The sequence below is a fragment of the Enterobacter sp. UCD-UG_FMILLET genome (genome assembly GCF_000762975.1).
In the GTDB taxonomy this organism is placed as follows: Bacteria; Pseudomonadota; Gammaproteobacteria; order Enterobacterales; family Enterobacteriaceae; genus Enterobacter; species Enterobacter dykesii.
In genome coordinates this window covers 163,794-188,529 of the sequence record NZ_JRJC01000023.1, presented here as the reverse complement: position 1 = coordinate 188,529, position 24,736 = coordinate 163,794, and the positions used below count along the sequence as shown (strand labels likewise).

The window sequence follows — 24,736 nt, the reverse complement described above, 5'->3', positions numbered from 1 at the left end:
AACAACAAGTAGCGATTAAGCCAGTTTGTTGATCTGCGCGGTCAGGTTTGCTTTATGACGCGCTGCTTTGTTTTTGTGGATCAGACCTTTAGCAGCCTGACGATCCACGATTGGTTGCATTTCGTTAAATGCGTTCTGCGCTGCAGCTTTGTCGCCTGCTTCGATTGCTGCGTATACTTTCTTGATGAAAGTACGCATCATAGAGCGACGGCTTGCGTTGTGCTTACGAGCCTTTTCAGACTGAACGGCACGTTTCTTAGCTGATTTGATATTAGCCAAGTCCAACTCCCAAATATGTTCTATGTGGACAATTCAAAGGCCGAGGAATATGCCCTCTTTGCCTTCTTTTGTCAATGGATTTGTGCAAATAAGCGCCGTTAATTAGCGACGCTACGTTACGTAGTGATGGCGCAGGATTCTACCAGCTTGTCTTCCCTGAATACAGCCTTTCGGCATAAAAATCGCAGTTCAGGAGCAGATTTTTTCGCTGCGAAAGGTCAGCCTGATGAAATCATTACGGCTTTCTGTTTTGCGCGAACAATCGCCGGTTAACCTTAACCGCTGTACAAGGTATACTTTGGCGATTTTCACTGTTTTGAGCCAGACATGAAGCTGATACGCGGCATACATAATCTCAGCAGCGCGCCACACGGGTGCGTGCTGACTATTGGTAATTTCGACGGCGTGCATCGTGGTCATCAGGCGCTGTTGCAGGGATTGCGTAAAGAAGGGGAGGCCCGTGGCCTGCCCGTTGTAGTGATGATTTTCGAGCCGCAGCCGCTGGAGCTGTTCGCGGGCGATAAATCTCCCGCCCGACTCACTCGCCTGCGCGAGAAGTTGCGCTATCTGGCGGAGTCCGGCGTGGACTATGTATTGTGCTTACGTTTCGATCGTCGCTTTGCCGCCCTCACAGCACAAAACTTCGTCAGCGACCTGCTGGTTAAGCGTCTTGGCGTACAGTTTCTCGCCGTGGGTGATGATTTCCGCTTTGGCGCTGGTCGTCAGGGCGATTTCTTGCTATTACAGAAGGCTGGTCTGGAGTACGGATTTGACGTCACCAGCGCGATGACCTTCTGCGAAGGCGGCGTGCGCGTCAGCAGCACGGCGGTGCGTCAGGCGCTGGCTAATGATGACCTGGACACGGCTGAAACCCTGCTGGGGCATCCGTTCACTATCTCAGGCCGCGTGGTCCATGGCGATGCGCTGGGCCGCACGATAGGCTTCCCGACGGCGAATATACCGCTGCGTCGTCAGGTTTCCCCGGTTAAAGGGGTGTATGCGGTGGAAGTAGCAGGACTGGGCGATAAGCCGTTATACGGCGTCGCCAACATTGGCACGCGTCCGACCGTCGCCGGTGTGCGTCAACAGTTAGAAGTGCACCTGCTGGACGTTGTAATGGACCTCTATGGTCGCCATATAGATGTGATACTGCGTAAAAAAATACGCAACGAGCAGCGATTTGGTTCGCTGGATGAACTAAAAGCGCAAATTGCGCGAGATGAATTGACGGCCCGCGAGTTTTTTGGGCTTTGAACCCGGCTTAACTGCCTACGTGATAAATACGGAACCGAGAATCTGATGAGTGACTATAAATCAACCCTGAATTTGCCGGAAACAGGGTTCCCGATGCGCGGCGATCTCGCCAAGCGCGAACCGGGAATGCTGGCGCGTTGGACCGATGATGACCTGTACGGCATCATTCGTGCAGCCAAAAAAGGCAAAAAAACCTTCATTCTGCATGATGGCCCTCCATATGCGAATGGCAGCATTCATATTGGTCACTCGGTTAACAAGATTCTGAAAGACATTATCGTGAAGTCCAAAGGCCTCACGGGATATGACTCGCCTTACGTTCCGGGTTGGGACTGCCACGGTCTGCCAATCGAGCTGAAAGTGGAGCAAGAGTTTGGCAAACCGGGTGAGAAGTTCACCGCCGCCGAGTTCCGTGCGAAGTGCCGCGAATACGCAGCCACGCAGGTTGACGGTCAGCGCGCTGACTTCATCCGTCTGGGCGTGCTGGGCGACTGGTCGCATCCGTACCTGACCATGGACTTCAAAACCGAAGCCAACATCATCCGCGCGCTGGGTAAAATCATCGGTAACGGCCACCTGCACAAAGGCGCTAAGCCGGTGCACTGGTGCGTGGACTGCCGTTCTGCGCTGGCAGAAGCGGAAGTTGAGTATTACGACAAAACCTCTCCATCTATCGACGTGGCGTTCAACGCTGTCGATCAGGATGCGGTGAAGGCTAAATTTGGTGTCTCCTCGGTAAATGGCCCGATCTCTCTGGTGATCTGGACCACCACACCGTGGACCCTGCCAGCGAACCGTGCGATCTCCCTGTCCGGTGAGTTCGAATACGCGCTGGTGCAGATTGACGGTCAGGCGGTTATCCTGGCGAAAGATCTGGTTGAAAGCGTGCTGAAGCGCGCGCATATCAGCGACTACACCGTGCTGGGCACCGTCAAAGGCGACGCGCTGGAGCTGATGCGCTTCAAGCACCCGTTCCTGGACTTCGATGTTCCGGCGATCCTGGGCGACCACGTGACGCTGGAAGCGGGTACCGGTGCGGTGCATACCGCCGGCGGCCACGGTCCTGACGACTATAACATCAGCCTGAAGTACGGTCTGGAAATCGCTAACCCGGTTGGCCCGGACGGATCTTATCTGCCTGGCACCTATCCGGCGCTGGACGGTATCAACGTCTTCAAAGCGAACGACATCATCGTCGACATGCTGCGCGCCAGCGGCGCGCTGCTGCACGTTGAAAAAATGCAGCACAGCTATCCGTGCTGCTGGCGTCATAAAACGCCGATCATCTTCCGTGCGACCCCGCAGTGGTTCGTCAGCATGGATCAGAAAGGCCTGCGCGAGCAGTCTCTGAAAGAGATCAAAGGCGTGCAGTGGATCCCTGACTGGGGCCAGGCGCGTATCGAATCCATGGTGGCTAACCGTCCTGACTGGTGTATCTCACGTCAGCGCACCTGGGGCGTGCCGATGTCTCTGTTCGTGCATAAAGAGACGCAGGAGCTGCACCCGAACACCCTGGAACTGATGGAAGAAGTGGCGAAGCGCGTCGAAGTTGACGGTATTCAGGCGTGGTGGGATCTCGACTCCCGCGACATCCTGGGCGCTGACGCAGACAACTACGAGAAAGTGCCGGATACCCTGGACGTGTGGTTCGACTCCGGGTCTACCCACTCCTCCGTGGTTGACGTGCGTCCGGAATTTGCCGGTCACGCTGCCGATATGTATCTGGAAGGGTCTGACCAACACCGCGGCTGGTTCATGTCATCTCTGATGATCTCCACCGCCATGAAGGGTAAAGCGCCTTACCGTCAGGTACTGACTCACGGCTTCACCGTGGATGGTCAGGGCCGTAAGATGTCCAAATCTATCGGTAACACCGTTTCTCCGCAGGATGTGATGAACAAGCTGGGCGCAGACATTCTGCGTCTGTGGGTGGCATCAACTGACTATACCGGTGAAATGGCCGTTTCTGATGAAATCCTGAAACGTGCCGCCGACAGCTATCGTCGTATCCGTAACACCGCGCGCTTCCTGCTGGCGAACCTGAACGGGTTCGATCCGGCAAAAGACATGGTGAAACCGGAAGAGATGGTGGTGCTGGACCGCTGGGCGGTAGGCTGCGCGAAAGCGGCACAGGAAGATATCCTGAAAGCCTATGAGTCTTACGACTTCCACGAAGTGGTGCAGCGCCTGATGCGCTTCTGCTCCATCGAGATGGGCTCGTTCTACCTCGACATCATCAAAGACCGCCAGTACACCGCGAAGGCGGACAGCGTGGCGCGTCGTAGCTGCCAGACCGCGCTGTTCCACATCGCAGAAGCGCTGGTTCGCTGGATGGCGCCGATCATGTCCTTCACCGCGGACGAAATCTGGGGCTACCTGCCGGGCGATCGTGAGAAGTATGTGTTCACGGGCGAGTGGTACGAAGGTCTGTTCGATCTCTCCAGCACCGAAGCGATGAACGATGCCTTCTGGGACGAGCTGCTGAAAGTGCGTGGCGAAGTGAACAAGGTTATCGAGCAGGCGCGTGCAGACAAGAAAGTCGGCGGCTCTCTGGAAGCGGCAGTTACGCTGTATGCAGAACCGGAGCTGGCGGCGAAGCTGACGGCGCTGGGCGATGAATTACGATTTGTCCTGTTGACCTCCGGTGCGAAAGTTGCGGATTATGCCGATGCTTCTGCTGATGCTCAGCAGAGCGAACTGCTCAAAGGACTGAAAGTCGCGCTGAGCAAAGCCGACGGTGAGAAATGCCCGCGTTGCTGGCATTACACCACCGATGTTGGCCAGGTGGCGGAACACGCAGACATCTGCGGACGCTGTGTAAGCAACGTCGCCGGTGACGGCGAAAAACGTAAGTTTGCCTGATGAGTAAAACTCTCTGTTCAACAGGACTGCGCTGGCTGTGGCTGGTTGTGGTGGTGCTGATTATCGATCTGGGCAGCAAGTTCCTGATCCTCCAGAATTTCGCTCTGGGGGAGACGGTTCCGCTGTTCCCGTCGCTTAACCTGCACTACGCGCGTAACTACGGCGCAGCGTTTAGTTTCCTTGCCGACAGCGGTGGCTGGCAGCGCTGGTTCTTTGCGGGTATCGCTCTCGGTATCTGCGTGATCCTCGCGGTGCTGATGTACCGCTCGAAGGCCACACAAAAGCTGAATAACATCGCCTACGCGCTGATCATTGGCGGCGCGCTGGGCAACCTGTTTGACCGCCTGTGGCACGGCTTTGTGGTCGATATGATCGACTTCTACGTCGGCGACTGGCACTTCGCGACCTTTAACCTCGCTGATAGCGCAATTTGCATCGGTGCGGCGTTAATCGTGCTGGAAGGCTTCTTGCCTAAACCGGCTGCGAAAGAGCAGGCGTAATACACTCGCCCGGTGGTGAAATGCTACCGGGCAAAACAAGCGAGCAATTTGCATGTCTAAATCCGTACAGAGCAACAGCGCGGTTCTCGTTCACTTCACGCTGAAGCTGGATGACGGCTCCACGGCCGAATCCACCCGCAATAACGGCAAACCAGCCCTGTTTCGCCTTGGCGATACCTCCCTGTCTGAAGGTCTTGAGCAGCAGCTTCTCGGTCTGAAAGAGGGTGAGAAAAAGGCTTTTTCGCTGGAGCCGGATGCCGCGTTTGGCGTGCCGAGCCCGGACCTGATCCAGTATTTCTCGCGCCGCGAGTTTATGGACGCGGGTGAACCGGAGATCGGCGCGATTATGCTCTTTACCGCTATGGACGGCAGCGAAATGCCTGGCGTGATCCGCGAAATCAACGGCGACTCTATTACCGTTGACTTCAACCATCCGCTTGCCGGGCGTACCGTTCATTTTGATGTTGAAGTGCTGGAAATCGATCCTGCACTGGAGGCCTGAAATGCAGATCCTGTTGGCTAACCCGCGCGGCTTCTGCGCCGGTGTAGACCGCGCTATCAGCATTGTTGAAAACGCGCTGGAGATTTACGGCGCGCCGATTTATGTGCGTCACGAAGTGGTGCATAACCGCTACGTGGTCGACAGCCTGCGCGAGCGCGGTGCCATCTTTATCGAGCAGATCAGCGAAGTGCCGGACGGCGCAATCCTGATCTTCTCCGCGCACGGGGTATCCCAGGCGGTTCGTAACGAAGCGAAAAGCCGCGATCTGACCGTATTCGATGCCACCTGTCCGCTGGTGACAAAAGTGCATATGGAAGTGGCGCGCGCCAGCCGCCGCGGTGAAGAGTCGATTCTGATTGGCCATGCCGGTCATCCGGAAGTCGAAGGCACCATGGGCCAGTACAGCAACCCGGAAGGGGGGATGTATCTGGTTGAGTCGCCTGAAGATGTCTTTACGCTGAACGTGAAAAATGAAGCCCGTCTGTCGTTTATGACCCAGACGACGCTCTCCGTCGACGATACCTCAGACGTGATTGACGCGCTGCGCCAGCGCTTCCCGAAAATCGTCGGTCCGCGTAAGGATGATATCTGCTACGCGACCACTAACCGTCAGGAAGCGGTGCGCGCACTGGCTGAACAGGCGGATGTGGTGCTGGTGGTCGGCTCCAAAAACTCCTCTAACTCCAACCGCCTGGCCGAACTGGCGCAGCGTATGGGGAAAGCGGCATTCCTGATTGATGATGCTACGGACATTCAGGAAGCGTGGGTGAAAGAGGCGAAATGTGTAGGCGTCACCGCAGGGGCTTCTGCGCCGGATATTCTGGTGCAAAACGTGATTGCGCGTTTACAGGAATTGGGCGGTGGCGAGGCTATTCCGCTGGAAGGGCGTGAAGAGAACATCGTTTTCGAAGTGCCAAAAGAGCTGCGTGTGGACATTCAGCAAATCGACTGAGAAAACGGGGAGCATGGCTCCCCGTTTTACTAATGGGATGCCCCAATTCAGCTTGCGCTCAGTTGCCATTGTCGAGGGTTCGCCTGTCTTCCTCCGTCTGTTTTGGCGTGAGTGGTGGGATAGACTTTTAGCTGCCTGGACGTATATACATGGATCTCAGTTTATTACACCAGACCTGAACGGAGCCGGCATCGAAATAGAACGCGTTCATCTTTCTATCCAGTACCAGTGAAATACAGGGATACAAATCTGGTTTACCTTCGCTTAACAACGTATCAATTTCTCCCTCCGCAAACAGGCTCAAATCAAAAAATCGCAGATACCATTTCTTAAAATTCTCAAAAGAATTCAGCACGATTAGCGTCTGATGACGGGCTCCCAACACAATCAATCTCCACATAAACTATTCTATATATATTATTTGTATATCCTGATGATTGTATTTTGGATATAAATCACACCTGCTTATTAAAAATAAATCAACACGGTTTTAAGTCCATTTTTGTATTGCTTTTTTTTGTACTGATCTCTCTTTATTTGATTGTTTTGATTGGGATTTTTGTGGAGTCCAGTTTGACACTTTTATTTGTTTGTCTTTTTGTGCGTTAAATTCATAATCCTCCGCGCATATAAAATTACTCTCTGGATTTTGCTTCATCTGTTTGATGTCGGACAGGGTTTCTCTGGCTGAAGCAAAGGCTATTGGTCTTTTTATGTTTTTACACTTTTAAAGGAAAAAAAGTTGTTAAATCGCCATCATCCACGGGGTCAAAATGAATCCTAAACTCAGTAAACTGTCTGCGACGGTTTGCCTGTTTTCGCAATTATTCAGCATCGCCTTACCGACCTTCGTGCCGGTTATTGCGCACGCGCAGAATAAGCCGCAAACGCTCGCAGAAATAACCACCACACCTTATATTCTGAAAAAAGGCGAAACGGTCTCTGTTGTTGCCGCGCGTTATTCTCTCAGCGTCGATGCGCTGAAAAAGCTTAACGTCTTCAGAACCTTTAGTAAGCCTTTCGAGAAACTCGGAGAAGGTGATGAAATCGATGTTCCGGTAAATAACACCACTAAAAAAGACACTGCCGGATATACCCCTGAGGGTGCTGACGCCTTCTGGGCAAACCGGGCCTCCTCGCTCGGCAACACACTCTCTTCAGACCATCCTGCCGATCAGGCAGCCTCGATGGTTAAAAGCATGACCACCGGTGCGGCCGTCTCCACCGTTGAGCAGTGGCTCGATCAGTTCGGCACCGCGAAAGCGAAGCTGAACCTGGACGATGATTTCACCCTCGACGGCTCATCGCTCGACGTCCTGCTGCCGCTCTATGATCAGCAGAATAACCTGCTGTTCACGCAGCTTGGTTACCGGAACAAGGATTCCCGTAACACACTCAATGCCGGCCTCGGTTTCCGTACCTTCCACGGCAACTGGATGTACGGTATCAACAGCTTCTATGATGACGACGTGACGGGTAATAACCGTCGCCTGGGCGTGGGTCTGGAAGCCTGGACCGACTACCTGAAACTCGGCGCCAACAGCTACACCGGCCTGACGGACTGGCACCAGTCCCGCGACTTCGCCGATTACGATGAACGCCCGGCTGACGGTTTCGACATCCGCGCCGAAGGCTGGCTGCCGGCTTATCCGCAGCTCGGCGGCAAACTGGTGTACGAGCAGTATCGCGGTGATGAAGTCGCCCTGTTCAGCAAGGACGACCGTTCCAGCGATCCGAAAGCGGTCACCCTGGGCATGAACTATACGCCGGTGCCGCTGGTGACGGTGGGTGTTGACCACCGCCAGGGGCAGAGCGGGCAAAATGACACCCGTCTGAATCTCGAATTTAACTACGAGCTCGGTCTGCCGTGGAACAAGCAGATCGACGATTCGCTGGTGGCCGCCCGCCGCACGCTGGCAGGCAGCCGTCTTGATCTGGTCGATCGTAACAACGATATCGTCCTTGAGTATAAAAAACAGGATCTGATCCACCTGACCCTGCCGGCGCTTCTCGAAGGCAAAGCCAGTGACAAAGGTAACATCAGCGCCACCGTCAAGGCCAAATACGGTGTCGATCATATCGAATGGGACTACAGCGAAATCCTTGCGGCGCAGGGCAGTGCCGTCGCCGTCAACAAGCAGACGCTGGAGATCACCTTCCCGCCGTATCAGACCACCGGCAGCAATGTGTACCACCTCAGCGCGGTGGCCTACGATCCGCATCACAACAAGTCAAACCGTGAAACCATGGAAATCCGCGTCAGCGAGCCGGATGCGACCATCAGTGACGGGGACCTGATTGTCACCGTGGACGGGGCGGCCGCCAACGGCGAGGCCACCGACACGGTGCAGGCGAAAGTCACCGACAGCGCGCACCACGCGGTCGCCGGGGTGAAAGTTGAGTTTACCGCAGACAACGAGACGCGGGTGATGACGGCCTCGGCGGTCACAGACGTAAACGGTCTGGCGACAACCAACCTGACTAACATCCACGCGGGCAAATCAAACGTGACCGCCACGGTGAACGGTTCGGCCCGCAGCGTCCCCGTCAGCTTTGTCGCCGACAGCGGCAGCGCGGTGATTGCCGACGGTAACCTCACCGTTACCCGCGACAACGGTAAAGCGAACAACAGCGACACCAACCACGTTCAGGCGAAAGTCACGGACAAAAACGGCAACACCGTTTCGGGCACCACGGTGAGCTTCTCCAGCACCGTCAGCGGGGCCACCATGGTGACGGCGTCTGCGGTCACGGATGAAAACGGTATCGCAGGCACCGACCTGACCAGCACCATGTCGGGCGTTGTTCCGGTGAAAGCCGCGGTGAACGGTACCGACAAATCGGTCGACACCCACTTCGCCCAGGATGACAGCACCGCCACCATTGGCACCGGTGATTTTGTCCTCACCACGGATAACGCGAAAGCCAACGGCAGCGCCACCAACGCGGTGAAGGCGACCGTGAAAGACGCGAACGGCCTGCCGCTTGCCGGCGTGGTGGTCAGCTTCAGCGCCACTAACGGGGCGAACGTTGCCAGCGCGAAGGCCACTACCGACCAGAGCGGGGTCGCCACCACGACGCTGACCAGCACGAAAGCCGGAATCTCTGCGGTAACCGTCAGCGTCAGCAATGCCACGGGCGGCAGCAGCCAGTCGCTGGACGCGCATTTTGTCGCGGACGACAGCACGGCGACGATTTCTGCCGGTAACCTGACGGTAACCACCGACAACGCGAAAGCGGACGGCAGCGCCACCAACGCGGTGAAAGCGATTGTCACCGATGCGAACGGCAACGTCCTCGCCGGACAAAGCGTGAGCTTCTCTGCCTCCAACAGTGCAACGGTCATCACTGCCTCCGCCACCACGGACGCGGACGGTGTGGCCACCACCACGCTGAACAACAGCAAATCCGGGATCACCAGCGTGACCGCCACGGTCAACGGCAACAGCCAGACGGTCGACACCACCTTCCTGGCCGACAGCAGCACGGCGGGTATCAGTTCCGGTAACCTGACGGTAACCACCGATAACGCGAAAGCGGACGGCGCGGCCACCAACGCGGTGAAAGCGATTGTCACCGACGCGAAAGGCAACCTGGTGAAAGACGCCACGGTAACCTTTACCGCCACTAACGGGGCCTCCATCACCACGGCCTCCGCCACCACGGACGTTAACGGTATCGCCACCACCACGCTGAGCAACACAAAAGCCGGTGTGGCGAAAGTGACGGCCAGCGTCAACGGCAGCAGCCAGACGGTCGACACCACCTTCGTGGCGGACAGCGGCACGGCAACCATCAGCGACGGCAACCTGACGGTGACCACAGATAACGCGAAAGCCAACGGCACGGCCACCAACGCGGTGAAAGCGATTGTCACCGATGTTAACGGCAACCTGGTTTCCGGTGTGGCAGTGACCTTTACCGCCACCAACGGCGCGACGGTGACCACCGCCTCTGCAACCACGGATGCGGACGGTATCGCCACCACTACCCTGACGAACACCAAATCCGGTGTGGCGAAAGTAACCGCCAGCATCAACGGCAACAGCCAGTCCGTGGATACCACCTTTGTAGCCGACAGCAGCACGGCGACCATCAGCGACGGTAACCTGACGGTGACCACCGACAACGCGAAAGCGGACGGCTCGGACACCAACGCGGTGAAAGCGATTGTGACAGACGCCAACGGTAACCTGGTTTCCGGTGTGGCAGTGACCTTTACCGCCACCAACGGGGCGACGGTGACCACCGCTTCCGCGACCACGGATACGGACGGTATCGCCACCACCACGCTGACCAACAGCAAATCCGGTATTGCCAAAGTGACGGCTACCGTCAACGGCAACAGCCAGACGGTGGACACCACCTTTGTGGCCGACAGCAGCACGGCGACCATCAGTTCCGGTAACCTGACGGTGACCACCGACGGCGCGAAAGCGGACGGGGCGGACACCAACGCGGTGAAAGCGATTGTCACTGACGCGAAAGGTAACCTGGTGAAAGACGTGACGGTGACCTTCACGGCCACCAACGGCGCCACGGTGATTACCGCCTCCGCCACCACGGACGTTGACGGTATCGCCACCACCACGCTGAGCAACACCACGGCCGGCACGGCGAAAGTGACCGCTACGGTGAACGGCAACAGCCAGACGGTCGACACCACCTTTGTGGCCGACGGCGGCACGGCAACCATCAACGCCGGTAACCTGACGGTGACCACCGATAACGCGAAAGCCAACGGCAGCGCCACCAATGCGGTGAAAGCGATTGTCACCGACGCGAAAGGCAACAACGTCAAAGACGCGGTAGTGACCTTCACTGCCACCAACGGCGCCACCATCACCACGGAGTCTGCCACCACCGACGCCGACGGTATCGCTACCACCACGCTGAAGAACACCAAAGCCGGTGTCTCTGCGGTAACCGCGAAAGTAAACGGTAACAGCCAGTCTGTGGACACCACCTTTGTGGCGGACAGCAGCACGGCGACCATCAGTTCCGGTAACCTGACGGTCACCACCGATAACGCGAAAGCGGACGGCACGGCCACCGACGCGGTGAAAGCTATCGTGACGGATGCCAACGGCAACCTGGTTTCCGGTGTAGCAGTGACCTTCACCGCCACCAACGGGGCCACCATTACCACCGCCTCTGCCACCACCGATACGGACGGTATTGCCACCACCACGCTGACCAACACCAAATCCGGTGTGGCGAAAGTGACGGCCACCGTCAACGGCAACAGCCAGACCGTGGACACCACCTTTGTGGCCGACAGCAGTACGGCGACGATTTCGTCCGGTAACCTGACGGTGACCACCGACAACGCGAAAGCCAACGGCAGCGCCACCGACGCGGTGAAAGCGATTGTCACCGATGCCAACGGCAACCCGGTGAAAGACATGACGGTGACCTTTACCGCCACCAACGGCTCCACCATTACCACCGCCTCTGCCACCACCGATGCTGATGGTATCGCCACCACCACGCTGACTAATACCAAATCCGGTGTGAGCAAAGTGACGGCCACCGTCAACGGCAACAGCCAGACGGTCGACACCACCTTTGTGGCCGACAGCAGTACGGCAACGCTTGCCGACGGCAGCCTGACGGTGACCACCGACAACGCAAAAGCCAACGGCAGCGCCACCGACGCGGTGAAAGCCATTGTCACTGACGCCAACGGTAACCTGGTGAAAGACGCGACGGTGACCTTTATCGCCACCAACGGCGCCACCATCACCACGGCCTCCGCCACCACGGACGCGAGCGGCGTGGCAACGACGACGCTCACCAACACCAAATCCGGTGTGGCGAAAGTGACGGCCACCGTCAACGGCAACAGCCAGACGGTCGACACCACCTTTGTGGCGGACAGCAGCACGGCGACGATTTCGTCCGGTAACCTGACGGTGACCACCGACAACGCGAAAGCCAACGGCAGCGCCACCGACGCGGTGAAAGCGATTGTCACCGATGCCAACGGCAACCCGGTGAAAGACATGACGGTGACCTTTACCGCCACCAACGGGGCGACCATCGTGACGGAATCGGTCACCACGGATGCTGATGGTATCGCCACCACCACGCTGAATAACACCAAATCCGGTGTGAGCAAAGTGACGGCCACCGTCAACGGCAACAGCCAGACGGTCGACACCACCTTTGTGGCGGACAGCAGTACGGCGACCATCAGCGACGGTAACCTGACGGTGACAACCGATAACGCGAAAGCGAACGGTACAGCCACCGACGCGGTGAAAGCAATTGTGACGGACGCCAACGGTAACCTGGTGAAAGACGCGACGGTGACCTTTACCGCCACCAACGGCGCGACCATCACCACCGCCTCCGCCACCACGGATGCGAACGGTGTGGCAACGACGACGCTGACCAACACCAAAGCCGGTATTGCCAAAGTGACGGCGACGGTGAATGGTAACAGCCTAGTTGTGGACACCACTTTTGTGGCGGACAGCAGTACGGCGACCATTAGCGACGGCAACCTGACGGTGACCACCGACAACGCGGTGGCCAACGACAGCGATACCAACGCGGTGAAAGCGGTTGTCACCGACGCCAACGGTAACAAGCTGAAAGACGCGACGGTGACGTTTACCGCCACCAATAGCGCGAAAATCACCACCGCCTCTGCCACCACGGACGTCGATGGTGTGGTCACTACCACGCTGAAAAATACCAAATCCGGTATTGCCGTCGTGACGGCCACCGTTAACAGCAACAGCAAGTCTGTCGACACCACCTTTGTGGCCGACAGCAGTACGGCGACCATTGCGACGGGTAACCTGACGGTCACCACCGACAACGCGGCTGCGAACGGCACGGCGACGGATGCGGTACAGGCGAAAGTCACCGATGCCAACGGTAACCTTGTGCCGGGTGTGGCGGTTGCGTTCAGCGTCACCACCGGGGCAACGGTCGTGACTGCCTCCGCCATCACCGACGCTTACGGACTGGCGAAAACCAACCTGACCAGCGAGAAGTCCGGTGCCTATACGGTAACGGCCACGTTTGGCGAGGCCAGCCAGACCGCCACGGTCAACTTCAAAGCGGACGCAACGACGGCGGTCACCACGCTGGTAGCCGATGTGACGACGCAGCTCGCTGACGGAGAATCCGTTATCGCGCTGACCGCCACCGTGAAGGACGCGAAGGGTAACCTGGTGCCGAATGAGAACGTGGTGTTTACCACCACCGGTGCGGCGACGTTAGGGGATGCCACCGTAACCAAGACCGTTGCCACCGACGCGAATGGCCAGGTGAAGCTGAACGTGACAAACACAACGGCGGAAATCGTCACCGTTGCGGCGAAATCGTCATCCAACGCCAGTGATACCGGCGGCAGCGTGGAGCTGACCTTTACCGCACCACCGCCAGCACCGATGCCGTCTACCACGAAAATCACGGTTAACGGCGCTGACTTTGCGGTCGACGCCGGCTTCCCGAAATCGGGCTATGACGGCGCTAAGTTCCAGATTGCCCTTAAAGGCGATGCGGCGAGCAACGCCAATTATACCTGGTCGGATAACAGTGACTGGGTCACGGTGGACAGTACCGGTACGGTGACCTTGAGTAGTGAGGGTACTTCGGATGAAGTGACCATTACCGCCACGCCAAAAAGTGGTGGAGTCCCGTTTGACTATAAGTTCCAGTTGATCACCTGGTTTAAAAACCCAAATGTTAAGGTTAAAGCAGTTGATGCACCGGGTGTATGTACTGCTTTAGATGGGGGATATTCTATTGCTGCACCTGAAAAAGTAGGCGACAAGGGTCAAAACATACCTTCCACACGTGTTGCCGGAAGCGATCGCTTGTGGTCTGAGTGGGGGATTAGCAGTACTGATTGGGTGGGGTCTACAGTGCTGTGGACTTCTCAAGTTTCAGGCGACGGTAAGCGCAGTGATTTTAATTTATTAGATCATACGCAGTATGCGTCTCCTGAAGGAGGTGCTTCGACTTATAATGTCGCCTGTGCAAAAGCGTTATAACCCATCATCACTGCATGCAGTCATGATTAATCGTCAAGAGTATTAAAATGTTATCAAATGGGAGCCACCGGCTCCCATTTTTTTATGCCCCTGTCATCCCAGGCAAAATTTTTTCCTTGCCTGTACGGCGTAGATACCCCGTTCAGACTCTCGAGGAAAGCGACGATATCATCAATGTCTTTCTGCCGCCGACGCGGGTGCTCAGAGAATGTTGCGGTTTTTGCCGATCGTCATGTCTTTTACTGATATTTAAGTCGGTTTCACGTTAAATTCTAATTATCGGTGTTTTCAGTTGGCAGTGCTTCTCAAGGCTGGTTAATCTGAAAACGGTTTACATCATTTTAACGTAAGAGAATAACTATGCATGATGCACAGATCCGCGTCGCCATTGCGGGCGCGGGTGGACGTATGGGCCGTCAGCTGATTCAGGCGGCACTTCAGATGGATGGCGTCGCGCTTGGCGCGGCACTGGAGCGAGAAGGTTCGTCGCTTCTGGGGACCGATGCCGGTGAGCTGGCGGGCGCAGGCCACACGGGCGTTACCGTGCAAAGCAGCCTGGAGGCGGTAAAAGAGGACTTCGATGTCTTCATTGATTTTACCCGCCCGGAAGGGACGCTCGCGCATCTGGCGTATTGTCGTCAGCACGGCAAGGGGATGGTGATCGGCACCACCGGTTTTGACGATGCGGGCAAGCAGGCTATCCAGGATGCATCAAAAGAGATTGCGATTGTCTTCGCCGCAAACTTCAGCGTGGGCGTTAACGTCATGCTTAAGCTGCTGGAGAAGGCCGCGAAGGTGATGGGCAACTATACCGATATCGAGATCGTAGAAGCTCACCACCGTTACAAAGTGGATGCGCCATCGGGTACGGCGCTGGCGATGGGCGAAGCGATTGCTCATGCACTCGATAAAGATTTAAAAGACTGCGCGGTCTATGCCCGCGAAGGTTACACCGGCGAACGCGTGCCGGGCACCATTGGCTTTGCAACCGTGCGCGCGGGTGACATCGTCGGCGAACATACGGCGATGTTCGCCGATATTGGCGAACGTGTCGAAATTACGCATAAAGCCTCCAGCCGAATGACGTTCGCCAACGGCGCCGTACGTTCCGCTTTGTGGCTTAAAAAAAAGAAATACGGCCTTTTTGATATGCGAGATGTGCTTGATCTCAACAATTTGTAAGCATTATTACCCATCGTGATGTGGTTATTGCAGTCGTAATTGTTTGATTGCATAGGGCAATATTTTATTGCCCTTTTATTTTATCTGTTTCATGGTGAATTTTACCTTAAAGCCATAAATGTCTATCTATTGTTGCATTTTAACGTTGCAGGAATGTAAATTTTGACCATTTGGTCCACTTTATTCTGCTCCAATGCGTTATTTTTTATTAAACCAGGCGCGCAAGCGTTTTCCACGGTGATTTACCTGATCTTTTTGTCGCTTAAGCCGCATTCCACTCGTCAGGCTTGCAAAAGAATAAGCAAAATATCCGTTTTAAGTTGACTTTTACCCATCAAATCTCCAGAATGCCGCCGTTTGCCAAAAATCCGCTGGCAACACATTTGCATTGATCCATGACATGCTATGAATTAATATGCAAATAAAGTGAGTGAATATTCTCTGGAGGGTGTTTTGATTAAGTCAGCGCTATTGGTTCTGGAAGACGGAACCCAGTTTATCGGTCGGGCCATAGGGGCAACGGGTTCGGCGGTTGGGGAAGTCGTTTTCAATACTTCAATGACCGGTTATCAAGAAATCCTCACTGATCCTTCCTATTCTCGCCAAATCGTTACTCTTACTTATCCTCATATCGGCAATGTCGGCACCAATGCGGCTGACGAAGAATCCTCTCAGGTACATGCGCAAGGCCTGGTCATCCGCGACCTGCCGCTGATTGCCAGCAACTTCCGCAATACCGAAGACCTCTCTTCTTACCTGAAGCGCCATAACATTGTGGCGATTGCCGATATCGATACCCGTAAGTTAACGCGTCTGCTGCGCGAGAAGGGTGCACAAAACGGCTGCATCATCGCGGGGGATAACCTCGATGCGACGCTAGCGCTGGAAAAAGCGAAAGCCTTCCCGGGCCTGAACGGCATGGACCTGGCGAAAGAAGTGACGACCGCTGAAGCCTACAGCTGGACTCAGGGTAGCTGGACGCTGGAAGGCGACCTGCCGGAAGCGAAAAAAGAGAGCGAGCTGCCGTTCCACGTGGTGGCCTACGATTTCGGTGCCAAGCGCAACATCCTGCGCATGCTGGTTGACCGCGGCTGCCGCCTGACGGTGGTTCCGGCACAAACGTCTGCCGAAGACGTGCTGAAGATGAATCCGGACGGTATTTTCCTGTCCAACGGCCCTGGCGACCCGGCGCCGTGCGATTACGCCATCGCCGCCATCAAGTCCTTCCTGGAAACCGACATCCCGGTATTCGGCATCTGCCTCGGCCATCAGCTGCTGGCGCTGGCGAGCGGTGCGAACACCGTTAAGATGAAGTTCGGCCACCACGGTGGTAACCACCCGGTGAAAGACATCGACAACAACACGGTGATGATCACCGCGCAGAACCACGGCTTTGCCGTCGATGAAGCCTCGATGCCGGCTAACCTGCGCGTGACCCATAAGTCGCTGTTCGATGGCACCCTGCAGGGGATTCATCGCACCGATAAGCCAGCATTCAGCTTCCAGGGCCACCCGGAAGCCAGCCCGGGCCCACACGACGCTGCGCCGCTGTTCGATCACTTCATCGAACTTATCGAGCAATACCGTAAGACCGCTAAATAATCAGGAGCCGAGAAGACAATGCCAAAACGTACAGACATAAAAAGCATCCTGATCCTTGGCGCTGGCCCGATCGTCATCGGCCAGGCCTGCGAATTCGACTACTCCGGCGCGCAGGCGTGTAAAGCCCTGCGCGAAGAGGGTTACCGCGTTATCCTGGTGAACTCCAACCCGGCGACCATCATGACCGACCCGGAAATGGCTGATGCGACCTACATCGAGCCTATTCACTGGGAAGTGGTGCGTAAAATCATCGAGAAAGAGCGTCCGGACGCGGTGCTGCCAACCATGGGCGGCCAGACGGCGCTGAACTGCGCGCTGGAGCTGGAGCGTCAGGGCGTGCTGGAAGAGTTCGGCGTGACCATGATCGGTGCGACCGCCGACGCGATTGATAAAGCAGAAGACCGTCGCCGCTTCGACGTGGCGATGAAGAAAATCGGCCTCGACACTGCGCGTTCCGGTATCGCACACAACATGGAAGAAGCGCTGGCCGTCGCGGCTGACGTGGGCTATCCGTGCATCATCCGTCCATCGTTCACCATGGGCGGCACCGGCGGCGGTATCGCCTATAACCGCGAAGAGTTCGAAGAGATTTGCGAACGCGGTCTGGATCTCTCTCCAACCAAAGAGCTGCTGATTGATGAATCGCTGATTGGCTGGAAAGAGTACGAGATGGAAGTGGTGCGTGATAAAAACGACAACTGCATCATCGTCTGCTCCATCGAAAACTTCGATGCGATGGGTATCCACACCGGTGACTCCATCACCGTTGCGCCAGCCCAGACCCTGACCGACAAAGAGTATCAAATCATGCGTAACGCCTCGATGGCGGTACTGCGTGAAATCGGCGTGGAAACAGGTGGTTCTAACGTGCAGTTCTCCGTTAACCCGAAAACAGGCCGTCTGATTGTTATCGAAATGAACCCGCGCGTATCCCGTTCCTCCGCGCTGGCTTCTAAGGCGACCGGCTTCCCGATTGCGAAAGTGGCGGCGAAGCTGGCGGTGGGTTACACCCTCGACGAGCTGATGAACGACATCACCGGTGGCCGCACCCCAGCGTCCTTCGAGCCGTCAATCGACTACGTTGTGACCAAAATTCCACGCTTCAACTTCGAGAAATTCGCGGGCGCGAACGACCGTCTGACCACCCAGATGAAATCTGTCGGTGAAGTGATGGCGATTGGCCGCACGCAGCAGGAATCCCTGCAGAAAGCGCTGCGCGGTCTGGAAGTGGGCGCGACCGGCTTTGACCCGAAAGTGAGCCTGGACGACCCGGAAGCGCTGACCAAAATCCGCCGCGAGCTGAAAGACGCGGGCGCAGAGCGTATCTGGTATATCGCCGATGCCTTCCGTGCGGGCCTGTCCGTCGACGGCGTGTTCAACCTGACCAACATCGACCGCTGGTTCCTGGTGCAGATTGAAGAGCTGGTGCGTCTGGAAGAGCAGGTTGCTGAACTGGGCATCAACGGCCTGGACGCTGACTTCCTGCGCGTGCTGAAGCGTAAAGGCTTCGCCGATGCGCGTCTGGCTAAGCTGGCGGGCGTGCGCGAAGCGGAAATCCGCAAGCTGCGCGACCAGTATGACCTGCACCCGGTCTACAAGCGCGTGGACACCTGTGCGGCGGAATTCTCGACCGACACCGCCTACATGTACTCCACCTATGAAGACGAGTGCGAAGCGAACCCGTCCGTCGACCGCGACAAGATTATGGTGCTGGGCGGCGGTCCAAACCGTATCGGCCAGGGCATCGAGTTCGACTACTGCTGCGTACACGCCTCGCTGGCGCTGCGCGAAGACGGTTACGAGACCATCATGGTCAACTGTAACCCGGAAACGGTTTCTACCGACTACGACACCTCTGACCGCCTCTACTTCGAGCCGGTTACCCTGGAAGACGTGCTGGAAATCGTGCGCATCGAGAAGCCAAAAGGCGTTATCGTGCAGTACGGCGGCCAGACCCCGCTGAAGCTGGCCCGCGCGCTGGAAGCAGCAGGCGTGCCGGTTATCGGCACCAGCCCGGATGCGATTGACCGTGCGGAAGACCGCGAGCGTTTCCAGCAGGCGGTTGACCGTCTGAAGCTGAAACAGCCGGCGAACGCCACCGTCACCGCCATTGAAATGGCCGTTGAGAAGGCGAAAGAAATTGGCTACCCGCTGGTGGTGCGTCCTTCCTACGTGCTGGGCGGCCGCGCGATGGAAATCGTGTATGACGAAGCCGACCTGCGTCGCTACTTCCAGACCGCGGTGAGCGTCTCCAACGATGCGCCAGTGCTGCTCGACCGCTTCCTCGACGACGCGGTGGAAGTGGACGTTGACGCTATCTGCGACGGCGAAATGGTGCTGATTGGCGGCATCATGGAGCATATCGAGCAGGCGGGCGTGCACTCCGGCGACTCCGCCTGTTCTCTGCCAGCGTACACGCTGAGCCAGGAGATTCAGGACGTGATGCGCCAGCAGGTGCAGAAGCTGGCCTTCGAGCTGCAGGTTCGCGGTCTGATGAACGTCCAGTTCGCGGTGAAAGACAACGAAGTCTACCTGATTGAAGTCAACCCGCGCGCGGCACGTACCGTACCGTTCGTCTCCAAAGCCACCGGCGTACCGCTGGCGAAAGTAGCGGCGCGCGTGATGGCGGGCCAGACGCTGGCGCAGCAGGGCGTGACCAAAGAGATCATTCCACCGTACTACTCGGTGAAAGAAGTGGTGCTGCCGTTCAACAAATTCCCGGGCGTGGACCCGCTGTTAGGGCCAGAAATGCGCTCTACCGGGGAAGTGATGGGCGTGGGCCGCACTTTCGCAGAAGCGTTCGCGAAGGCGCAGCTGGGCAGTAGCTCCACTATGAGAAAATCAGGCCGTGCGCTGCTCTCCGTTCGTGAAGGCGACAAAGAGCGCGTGGTTGACCTGGCCGCCAAGCTGCTGAAACAGGGCTTCGAGCTGGACGCGACCCACGGTACCGCGATTGTGCTGGGCGAAGCCGGCATCAACCCGCGTCTGGTGAACAAGGTGCATGAAGGTCGTCCGCACATTCAGGACCGTATCAAGAATGGCGAATACACCTACATCATCAACACCACCGCAGGCCGCCAGGCGATTGAAGACTCCAAGCTGATTCGCCGCAGCGCGCTGCAGTACAAAGTGCACTACGACACCACCCTGAACGGCGGTTTCGCAACGGCCATGGCGCTGAATGCGGATGCCACCGAGAAGGTGATTTCGGTTCAGGAAATGCACGCGCAGATTAGCAAGTAAGTAAAAATGCCCGGTGCCGTTCGGTTGCTGGGCATTCTCCCATCTTCAGAACCTTCTGGTTTTTCATCCGCATTCAGTCAGTTAGCCTAAAATGGTTAGGTCGATAACGAAATTCAACTGAGAGCAGGGGAAAACACCATGCAAAATAAATTACTGATCGCTTCCGTTCTGGCTGCCACGACAATGTTTACCGTTGCGGGCTGTTCGTCTAATCAGGCCGTAAAAACCACCGATGGCAAAACCATTGTCACCGACGGCAAACCGCAGGTGGATGACGATACCGGTCTGGTGTCGTATAAAAACGCCGAAACCGGTCAAACCGAGCAGATTAACCGTGACCAGGTGAAATCTATGGGCGAGCTGGATAACTAATTCAGAATTCTGACGTAAGCCCGTCAATAATATTCACTATTAGCCTGTTGAATTACTGACTACACTCTTTTGTTAAAAGAAAGCAGTAACAACAGGCTAATCAATGATTCTGATAATTTATGCCCATCCTTATCCGCAGCATTCGCATGCGAATAAGCGGATGCTTGAGCAGGTAAGGACGCTTGATAACGTAGAGATACGTTCCCTCTATCAACTCTATCCCGATTTTAATATCGATATCGCCGCCGAACAGGAGGCGCTCTCCCGTGCCGATCTGATTATCTGGCAGCATCCGATGCAGTGGTACAGCACGCCCCCGCTACTGAAGCTGTGGATTGATAAAGTCTTCTCCCACGGCTGGGCGTATGGCCACAACGGCAATGCGCTAAAAGGAAAAAGCCTGTTGTGGGCGGTCACCACCGGCGGTGGAGAAAGCCATTTTGATATCGGTTCCTTCCCGGGTTTTGACGTCCTGGCGCAGCCGCTGCAGGCGACTGCGCTCTATTGCGGTCTGAACTGGCTCCCGCCGTTTGCGATGCACTGCACGTTTGTTTGCGATGATGAAACGCTGCAGGCGCAGGCTCGCCATTATAAACAACGCTTACTTGAGTGGCAGGAGGCGCACCATGGATAGCCATACGCTGATACAGGCGCTGATTTACCTCGGCGCGGCGGCGCTGATTGTGCCCGTGGCGGTACGCCTGGGTCTGGGCTCGGTGCTCGGCTACCTGATTGCGGGCTGCGTCATTGGGCCGTGGGGCTTTCGACTGGTCACGGATGCCGAGGCGATTCTCCATTTCGCTGAAATCGGCGTGGTGCTGATGCTGTTTGTGATTGGCCTGGAGCTCGACCCGCAGCGGCTGTGGAAGCTTCGCGCCTCGGTATTTGGCGGCGGGGCGCTGCAGATGGTGGCCTGCGGCCTGCTGCTGGGCGGGTTCTGCATCCTGTTGGGCATGGACTGGAAAGTGGCAGAGCTCATCGGCATGACGCTGGCGCTCTCCTCGACGGCGATTGCCATGCAGGCGATGAACGAGCGAAATCTGACGGTTTCACAGATGGGACGCAGCGCGTTCTCGGTGCTGCTGTTCCAGGACATTGCCGCTATCCCGCTGGTGGCGATGATCCCGCTGCTGGCGGCCAGCGGTTCCTCTACCACGCTGGGCGCTTTTGCGCTGTCGGCGCTGAAGGTGGCGGGCGCGCTGGCGCTGGTGGTGCTGCTTGGCCGCTACGTGACCCGCCCGCTGCTGCGGTTTGTTGCCCGCTCTGGCCTGCGCGAAGTGTTCAGCGCCGTGGCGCTGTTCCTGGTATTTGGCTTCGGTCTGCTGCTGGAGGAGGCCGGGCTGTCGATGGCGATGGGGGCGTTCCTCGCAGGCGTTCTGCTGGCGAGCTCTGAGTACCGTCACGCGCTGGAAAGCGATATCGAGCCGTTCAAAGGATTGCTGCTGGGACTGTTTTTCATCGGCGTCGGGATGTCCGTCGATTTCGGCACGCTGGTGACGCATCCGCTGCGGATCGTCATCCTGCTCGTCGGCTTCCTGGTCATTAAAATGGTGACGCTGTGGCTGATTGCTCGCCCGTTGAACGTGCCGGGCAGGCAGCGCCGCTGGTTCGCCGTGCTGCTGGGGCAGGGGAGTGAATTTGCGTTCGTGGTCTTTGGCGCCGCGCAGATGGCAAACGTGCTCGATCCCGAGTGGGCGAAGGCGCTGACGCTGGCGGTGGCACTGTCGATGGCGGCGACGCCCGTGCTGCTGGTGGTGCTGACGCGCCTGGAAAAAGCGGGCAGCGAGCAGGAGCGCGAGGCCGACGAGATCGACGAGGAGCAGCCGCGCGTCATCATCGCCGGATTTGGCCGCTACGGGCAGATCGTGGGGCGTTTACTGCTGTCGAGCGGGGTGAAAATGGTCATCCTCGATCACGACCCCGATCATGTCGATACCCTGCGTAAATTTGATATGAAGGTGTTCTACGGGGATGCGACCCGCGTCGATCTGCTGGAATCCGCCGGGGCGGCAAAAGCCGAGGTGTTGATTAACGCCATTGACGATCCGGAAACCAGCATGCAGATGGTGGAGCTGGTAAAAGAACATTTCCCGGCGCTGACCATTATCTCCCGCGCGCGCGATGTGGATCACTACATCCGGCTGCGGCAGGCGGGCGTAGAGGCGCCAGAGCGTGAAACCTTCGAAGGCGCGCTGAAGTCTGGCCGCGTGGCGCTGGAAAACCTGGGGCTCGGCGCGTATGAGGCACGCGAACGGGCAGACCTGTTCCGCCGCTTTAATACCGAGATGGTTGAAGAGATGGCGGCGATGGCCGGCAGTACGGCCACCGAGCGTGCGGCGGTGTTCAAACGCACCAGCGCGATGCTGACGGAAATCATTAACGAGGACCGTAACCACCTGTCGCTGATCCAGCGTCACGGCTGGCAGGGCACGGAAGAGGGCAAGCATACCGGCGATCCGGCTGACGAGCCCGAGAGTAAACCTTCCGCGTGAAGTGGAGTTGCCAGCAATATTAAAAAATTTCTTTATCTTTACCCTGCCGCCAGTCGACGAAAGATTAAGCTTTCCGTATAGTGGCGGCAATTTTTTGCATCCGGGAAATTTTCAATGATCAGTCTGATTGCAGCGCTGGCGGTGGACCGCGTTATCGGTATGGAAAATGCCATGCCGTGGAACCTGCCTGCCGATCTCGCATGGTTTAAACGTACTACGTTAAACAAGCCGGTAGTGATGGGCCGCCTGACCTGGGAGTCGATTGGTCGTCCATTGCCGGGTCGAAAGAATATCGTTATCAGCAGCCAGCCGGGCACTGACGATCGCGTCGAATGGGTAAATTCAGTAGACGAGGCGATTGCTGCATGCGGCAATGCCGAAGAGATCATGGTTATTGGCGGTGGGCGCGTGTACGAGCAGTTCCTGCCAAAAGCGCAGAAGCTGTATCTGACCCACATTGATGCAGAAGTGGAAGGGGATACCCATTTCCCGGACTACGATCCGGACGAGTGGGAATCGGTATTCAGCGAATTCCACGACGCGGATGCACAGAACTCCCACAGCTACTGCTTCGAGATTCTGGAACGTCGTTAAGTGATTTTCCCTCTCCCGGCCGGGAGAGGGAATAGCGTATCAGGAGGCAACGGCCTCACTTTCTCCTAAGTCCAGCTGTCGGTTGGACGGCTGCACAAAGTAAGCTTTATCTTCCCAGCGTAAGCAGGTTAACTCTCCGCCCCAGCAGCATCCGGTATCCAGACCGTAAATCCCTTCCGGTGTGCCTTTTCCTTCCAGCGCAGCCCAGTGACCAAATACCACGCTGTACTCGCTGGTCACCGGTCCCGGAATGGCAAACCATGGTTTCAGCGGAGCGGGCGCGCTTTCCGGCGTCTCTTTGGAATACATGTCCAGCTGTCCGTTCGGGAAGCAGAAGCGCATGCGGGTGAACGCGTTGGTGATAAAGCGCAGACGGGCCAGACCGCTGAGATCCTCGCTCCAGTGGTTCGGCATATCGCCGTACATGGCATCAAGGAAGAAAGGATATGAGTCGCTCGCCAGCACCGCCTCGACGTCACGCGCGCAGGTTTTCGCCGTCTCAAGATCCCATTGCGGGGTGATCCCGGCATGCGCCATGACCAGCTTTTTCTCTTCGTCGATCTGCAGCAGGGGCTGACGGCGCAGCCAGTTAATCAGTTCGTCCGCGTCCGGCGCATCCAGCAGTGGGGTGAGGCGATCTTTAGGTTTGTTGCGGCTGATCCCGGCGAAAACCGCCAGCAGATGCAGATCGTGATTGCCCAGCACCATGCGCACGCTATCGCCGAGTGATTTAACGAAGCGCAGAACCTCAAGGGAGCCGGGGCCACGCGCGACTAAATCGCCCGTCAGCCAGAGCGTGTCCTGTCCTGGCGTAAAGTCGACCTGTTTTAATAATGCGATCAGTTCATCGTAGCAACCGTGAACGTCGCCAATCAGATATGTAGACATTA

The 24,736-nt window shown here is 56.9% G+C and carries 15 protein-coding genes and 1 pseudogene; 14 read left to right on the top strand and 2 right to left on the bottom strand.

Annotated elements, in window-relative coordinates:
* Nucleotides 1-15 precede the first annotated feature (15 nt).
* Nucleotides 16-279 carry a 30S ribosomal protein S20 gene (gene rpsT / locus LA04_RS11085; protein ID WP_003856458.1) on the bottom strand — a complete coding sequence of 88 codons (264 nt, stop codon included), beginning with the start codon at nucleotides 277-279 and terminating at the stop codon, nucleotides 16-18.
* A gap of 101 nt (nucleotides 280-380) precedes the next feature.
* Between rpsT and LA04_RS24995 the strand changes: the two are divergent.
* The 14 genes and pseudogenes from LA04_RS24995 (at nucleotide 381) to folA (ending at nucleotide 23,846) form a co-directional block, all read left to right on the top strand.
* Nucleotides 381-599, top strand: a pseudogene (locus LA04_RS24995) (DUF2575 domain-containing protein).
* Between the two features lie 7 nt (nucleotides 600-606).
* Nucleotides 607-1,533, top strand: coding sequence for a bifunctional riboflavin kinase/FAD synthetase (ribF, locus tag LA04_RS11080; RefSeq protein WP_047651575.1), 927 nt, complete (start codon nucleotides 607-609; stop codon nucleotides 1,531-1,533).
* A gap of 45 nt (nucleotides 1,534-1,578) precedes the next feature.
* Complete coding sequence (gene ileS / locus LA04_RS11075; protein WP_047651574.1) at nucleotides 1,579-4,395, top strand: isoleucine--tRNA ligase; 2,817 nt, start codon at nucleotides 1,579-1,581, stop codon at nucleotides 4,393-4,395.
* Nucleotides 4,395-4,895 (top strand): signal peptidase II, encoded by a 501-nt coding sequence (gene lspA / locus LA04_RS11070; RefSeq protein WP_008502034.1) that lies wholly within the window; start codon nucleotides 4,395-4,397, stop codon nucleotides 4,893-4,895. The genes ileS and lspA overlap by 1 nt, the downstream gene beginning before the upstream one ends.
* Nucleotides 4,896-4,947: 52 nt before the next feature.
* On the top strand, nucleotides 4,948-5,397 hold the full coding sequence (gene fkpB / locus LA04_RS11065) for an FKBP-type peptidyl-prolyl cis-trans isomerase (protein ID WP_003856450.1): 450 nt from the start codon (nucleotides 4,948-4,950) through the stop codon (nucleotides 5,395-5,397).
* Between the two features lies 1 nt (nucleotide 5,398).
* Nucleotides 5,399-6,349: a 4-hydroxy-3-methylbut-2-enyl diphosphate reductase gene (gene ispH, locus LA04_RS11060; RefSeq protein ID WP_047651573.1), complete on the top strand. Its 951-nt coding sequence runs from the start codon at nucleotides 5,399-5,401 to the stop codon at nucleotides 6,347-6,349.
* A 773-nt stretch (nucleotides 6,350-7,122) separates the two neighbouring features.
* Nucleotides 7,123-14,361: an inverse autotransporter beta-barrel domain-containing protein gene (locus LA04_RS11050; protein ID WP_052119545.1), complete on the top strand. Its 7,239-nt coding sequence runs from the start codon at nucleotides 7,123-7,125 to the stop codon at nucleotides 14,359-14,361.
* A gap of 360 nt (nucleotides 14,362-14,721) precedes the next feature.
* Complete coding sequence (gene dapB, locus LA04_RS11045) at nucleotides 14,722-15,543, top strand: 4-hydroxy-tetrahydrodipicolinate reductase (protein WP_047651569.1); 822 nt, start codon at nucleotides 14,722-14,724, stop codon at nucleotides 15,541-15,543.
* A 453-nt stretch (nucleotides 15,544-15,996) separates the two neighbouring features.
* Complete coding sequence (carA, locus tag LA04_RS11040; RefSeq protein ID WP_010427050.1) at nucleotides 15,997-17,145, top strand: glutamine-hydrolyzing carbamoyl-phosphate synthase small subunit; 1,149 nt, start codon at nucleotides 15,997-15,999, stop codon at nucleotides 17,143-17,145.
* Nucleotides 17,146-17,163: 18 nt separating this feature from the next.
* Nucleotides 17,164-20,388 (top strand): carbamoyl-phosphate synthase large subunit, encoded by a 3,225-nt coding sequence (gene carB / locus LA04_RS11035; RefSeq protein ID WP_039260850.1) that lies wholly within the window; start codon nucleotides 17,164-17,166, stop codon nucleotides 20,386-20,388.
* Nucleotides 20,389-20,526: 138 nt separating this feature from the next.
* On the top strand, nucleotides 20,527-20,760 hold the full coding sequence (locus LA04_RS11030; protein WP_023310357.1) for a YgdI/YgdR family lipoprotein: 234 nt from the start codon (nucleotides 20,527-20,529) through the stop codon (nucleotides 20,758-20,760).
* 103 nt (nucleotides 20,761-20,863) lie between these two features.
* Nucleotides 20,864-21,394, top strand: coding sequence for a glutathione-regulated potassium-efflux system oxidoreductase KefF (kefF, locus tag LA04_RS11025; protein WP_047651568.1), 531 nt, complete (start codon nucleotides 20,864-20,866; stop codon nucleotides 21,392-21,394).
* Complete coding sequence (gene kefC / locus LA04_RS11020) at nucleotides 21,387-23,252, top strand: glutathione-regulated potassium-efflux system protein KefC (protein ID WP_047651567.1); 1,866 nt, start codon at nucleotides 21,387-21,389, stop codon at nucleotides 23,250-23,252. The genes kefF and kefC overlap by 8 nt, the downstream gene beginning before the upstream one ends.
* Nucleotides 23,253-23,366: 114 nt before the next feature.
* Entirely contained in the window at nucleotides 23,367-23,846 is a 480-nt protein-coding gene (gene folA, locus LA04_RS11015) for a type 3 dihydrofolate reductase (RefSeq protein WP_047651566.1), read from the top strand.
* Between the two features lie 39 nt (nucleotides 23,847-23,885).
* Here folA and apaH read toward each other — a convergent pair whose 3' ends face one another.
* The gene (apaH, locus tag LA04_RS11010; RefSeq protein WP_047651564.1) at nucleotides 23,886-24,734 is read right to left on the bottom strand and encodes a bis(5'-nucleosyl)-tetraphosphatase (symmetrical) ApaH; all 849 of its coding nucleotides are present in this window, start codon (nucleotides 24,732-24,734) and stop codon (nucleotides 23,886-23,888) included.
* Nucleotides 24,735-24,736 lie beyond the last annotated feature (2 nt).

Coding starts and splice junctions, on each gene's coding strand:
- ribF (WP_047651575.1), top strand. CDS start 607: ATGAAGCTGATACGCGGCATACATAATCTCAGCAGCGCGCCACACGGG.
- ileS (WP_047651574.1), top strand. CDS start 1,579: ATGAGTGACTATAAATCAACCCTGAATTTGCCGGAAACAGGGTTCCCG.
- lspA (WP_008502034.1), top strand. CDS start 4,395: ATGAGTAAAACTCTCTGTTCAACAGGACTGCGCTGGCTGTGGCTGGTT.
- fkpB (WP_003856450.1), top strand. CDS start 4,948: ATGTCTAAATCCGTACAGAGCAACAGCGCGGTTCTCGTTCACTTCACG.
- ispH (WP_047651573.1), top strand. CDS start 5,399: ATGCAGATCCTGTTGGCTAACCCGCGCGGCTTCTGCGCCGGTGTAGAC.
- LA04_RS11050 (WP_052119545.1), top strand. CDS start 7,123: ATGAATCCTAAACTCAGTAAACTGTCTGCGACGGTTTGCCTGTTTTCG.
- dapB (WP_047651569.1), top strand. CDS start 14,722: ATGCATGATGCACAGATCCGCGTCGCCATTGCGGGCGCGGGTGGACGT.
- carB (WP_039260850.1), top strand. CDS start 17,164: ATGCCAAAACGTACAGACATAAAAAGCATCCTGATCCTTGGCGCTGGC.
- LA04_RS11030 (WP_023310357.1), top strand. CDS start 20,527: ATGCAAAATAAATTACTGATCGCTTCCGTTCTGGCTGCCACGACAATG.
- kefF (WP_047651568.1), top strand. CDS start 20,864: ATGATTCTGATAATTTATGCCCATCCTTATCCGCAGCATTCGCATGCG.
- kefC (WP_047651567.1), top strand. CDS start 21,387: ATGGATAGCCATACGCTGATACAGGCGCTGATTTACCTCGGCGCGGCG.
- folA (WP_047651566.1), top strand. CDS start 23,367: ATGATCAGTCTGATTGCAGCGCTGGCGGTGGACCGCGTTATCGGTATG.
- apaH (WP_047651564.1), bottom strand. CDS start 24,734: ATGTCTACATATCTGATTGGCGACGTTCACGGTTGCTACGATGAACTG.